The organism is Marinobacterium iners DSM 11526 (assembly GCF_900107855.1).
In the GTDB taxonomy this organism is placed as follows: Bacteria; Pseudomonadota; Gammaproteobacteria; order Pseudomonadales; family Balneatricaceae; genus Marinobacterium; species Marinobacterium iners.
Genome location: NZ_FNRJ01000042.1, coordinates 1 through 3282, shown reverse-complemented (window position 1 = coordinate 3282; position 3282 = coordinate 1). Strand labels below are relative to the sequence as shown.

The window sequence follows — 3282 nt, the reverse complement described above, 5'->3', positions numbered from 1 at the left end:
GGGGGTTGTTCATGTCGGTTGTTCTGTGCTGTTTGTTTGGCGATAACCAGCATCTCGAACTTAACCGGCGTGAACAACCTCCTTAGCACCCACATTTAGGTTGTCATATGGATCACCATTTGGGTCGTAAATATCCCCGGTATCCGGGTCTACCGACCAATCCGCGAATTCAACTCCGAAGTGCGACACCCGCCTATGCAGCCTGAAGGTATTCTTGGAACACCATTTCTGGCTGCTTGAATCCGAGGCATTTACGCGGCCTCAGGTTTAACCTCTTCTCTGCCCAGCGCACATCTTCATCCGTAATCAGCCTCAGATCCGTACCCTTCGGGATGAACTGCCGCAGCAGCCCGTTGAAGTTCTCGTTCAGTTCACGCTCCCATGAGGAGTACGGGTGTGCAAAGTAGAACTCCGCCCCCAGCGCTTCCGCTACGGCCTTGTGTTCGACGAACTCGCTGCCGTTGTCCGCCGTGATTGTATGCACATGGTCGGCATAGGGCATGAGCACATCGATGATCGCATCCCGCACGTCCGTAGCCAGCTTGGCGTCGATCCTGCGGACCAGATACAGGCGACTCTTGCGCTCCGCCAGCGTGACCAACGCACCGCTACCATGCTTGCCCAGAACGGTATCGACCTCCCAGTCACCAAAGCGCTCCCGCGTGTCCATGATGGCCGGACGATCGTCGATCGAAATCGACTCCGGGATGACCGCACGCTTGCTGTTGCTGCCCTTGCGGTACCGTTTGTGTCCTTGGCGCAATGTCTTGTAGAGCTTGCCGCCACGGGCCTTATCGGCAGCGACATGACGGTATATCCACTCATGGCTTACCAGCAGACCAATGAGCTTGCCGATACCGCTGATCTGTTCCGGACTCCAGTGCCAAGACAACGTCAGCTCCACATACATGACGGTCTGCTCCGGCACTCTGTATTTGCGTGCCATGACTCGACGTGCATGGCTTCTGGCATGCGCTTCCTCGGGCTCATACACCCCGTCATGACTGTTACGCTTCATCTCCCGGTAGACTGTGGAGCGATGAACTTCAACTACAGTAGCGATCGCTGCCGGCGAATATCCCTGCGTAAGGAGAGCCGATATCTGGTATCGTTTCCCCTCGGCCAACTGCTGATAACTCATGGTGATACTTACTTTGACTTTGGCGAGCTGAAGCGTACCACCTTCGGGAGTTGGCCACCTCTCGCCGTTCAACCATGAGTGTCGCACTTATTATCTGAATTCCCGGAACACCTTCCATAGGATCAGGGATTTTCCCAGGATTCAAAATTTCTTCTAGCAGTTTAGGAGGTAAAGGTGACATCATGAAAGGGCTTCTCAAGTTCCATCCGAACTTTTTGTTAATTTCATCTTTGATTTTTTTAGGGGGGGCTTTTCCGTGCCTGACGGAACCGTCCTTATTTACTGCATAAGCGCGTGGGTCGGATTTTTGGCCCAAATGCACATGATTCTTACAACCATTATGCGACTCAACACGACTCCCTAGCCCCGGCCTTCCTGCAAGTCCGGTCAGATCAATATAAACTAGCGGATTACCATCAACATAAGCATACGTATTCTGATTTAAAGCCTGATCAGTTGGAATAATATGATTATTAGTCAGCTATAAGCTGACTAACCATTGATGAGTGATTATTCAAAAAATGTCTCGTAACTGTATAATGCTCAGACTCTTCATATTCGATTTCCTCCACTACGCCATTATCAAGTGAAAAAATTTTAGAGTCCGGATATGCCATTAATATGGGCGAATGGGTCGCAATAATGAATTGTGATCCATCTTTTACAAGTTGGTGCATCCTTGAAAGCATAGCCATTTGCCGCGTAGGTGATAACGCGGCTTCCGGCTCATCTAAAATGTATAATCCATTTCCGCCGAAGCGATTTATCATCAGCGCAAAAAAGCTTTCACCATGTGATTGTTCGTGCAATGAGACCCCACCATATGAGTTAATAATGGGTGGTCCACCGGGACCTTCATCTAACCTTTCTATTTCCGTTGCCACATTGTAAAAACATTCTGCGCGTAAGAAAAAACCATCTTTGGGTTTTTTAAATGATCTTGATAATCGAATAAACTTCCATAGTTGCGAGTGGGATTTTCTGGTGGAAAAAGTAAAATTCTTAGTTCCACCCTCTGCATTGAATCCACATGAAACAGCTAATGCTTCAAGCAAGGTGGATTTCCCAGTACCGTTTTCCCCTATAAAAAAGCTAATTTTGGGATGAAACTCGATACTATTGAGATTTTTTAATACAGGTAGAGTAAACGGAAATCTTTCAAAAGACTCTACTTTTTCCCTTATCAATTTTGCTGAATGTATAAATTGGGGGGCATCAAAAGATTTCACAAAATATTCCTAATAAGGACTGTTTTTCATACCCCCAGCTTACATGAATAATCGTATTATTCCAACCGATCAGACTTTAGGTCAGGGTGCTCATCAAATATTGGATTCATTATGTCCAGCAACATAGTTCCCATCAGCTTTCCAGCTGCACGGCGATAAACTACCAACTCATCCTCCGAACAATCTTTCTGAACCATGGCGACCGACTGGTTAAGTCGGTCGCCAAACTCCACCATGAGATCAACAATTTCGGTAGCTACTTCTTTTTTCATATCATTCACAATCGTCAGGTTCTTCCATGCAGCGATTTACGCAATTCCAAAAGGAAAAGCCGTTATCACTGGTCGGTAGCGCCGAATCAGAGCAACGTTCGATACAGCGGTCTTTCTTGGATTCTTGGCTATCATCTGATGGTTTGTCTTTATTGTCATACCAATCCCAAAATTCACTTGCAGCCCACCAACCAACACCAAAACCTATTACACCACCTACTACTGCACCGGGTGGTCCACCGATAGCACCACCAATGGCTGCGCCTCCTGCGGCTGTGGCTGGTGTTTCACCATATACATAAGTGGGTTCTGACCGGCGTATCCGTATAGGTGATTCAGTCCATTGACGTAACCATAGCCGGGAATAGGTAATCCCATTTGTGCGGTGACCCGTCGTTGTGGATCACTAAAGTCCAGTAGGATGCCACGGGGGTCACTCTGAATATACCGCCCCGTACTGGGGGTCGTAATCTCGGTGGTAGTTGTAATGTAGCCCCGTTTCGCTGTCAAAATACTGACCAGGAAAACGGAGATTGAATGTCAGGATACTCCCAGGGGCAACAGATGCTTGCCCAAATGCATCATAGTCCGCCCGCCAGACCACCGTTCCCTGATTATCACTCACGACTTGCGGTGTATT

General features: G+C 48.0%; 4 protein-coding genes. All 4 read right to left on the bottom strand.

What is annotated here, in order from left to right; translation table 11 throughout:
- Positions 1–193: 193 nt before the first annotated feature.
- Positions 194–1141 carry an IS30 family transposase gene (locus BLV48_RS18615; RefSeq protein ID WP_091828268.1) on the bottom strand — a complete coding sequence of 316 codons (948 nt, stop codon included), beginning with the start codon at positions 1139–1141 and terminating at the stop codon, positions 194–196.
- A 473-nt stretch (positions 1142–1614) separates the two neighbouring features.
- Entirely contained in the window at positions 1615–2370 is a 756-nt protein-coding gene (locus tag BLV48_RS18610) for an AAA family ATPase (protein ID WP_091828267.1), read from the bottom strand.
- A gap of 56 nt (positions 2371–2426) precedes the next feature.
- Positions 2427–2642, bottom strand: coding sequence for a hypothetical protein (locus BLV48_RS18605; protein ID WP_091828266.1), 216 nt, complete (start codon positions 2640–2642; stop codon positions 2427–2429).
- 433 nt (positions 2643–3075) lie between these two features.
- Positions 3076–3282, bottom strand: a 207-nt coding sequence (locus BLV48_RS19285) for an RHS repeat-associated core domain-containing protein (RefSeq protein ID WP_217633068.1), incomplete at its 5' end; no start/stop codon positions are given.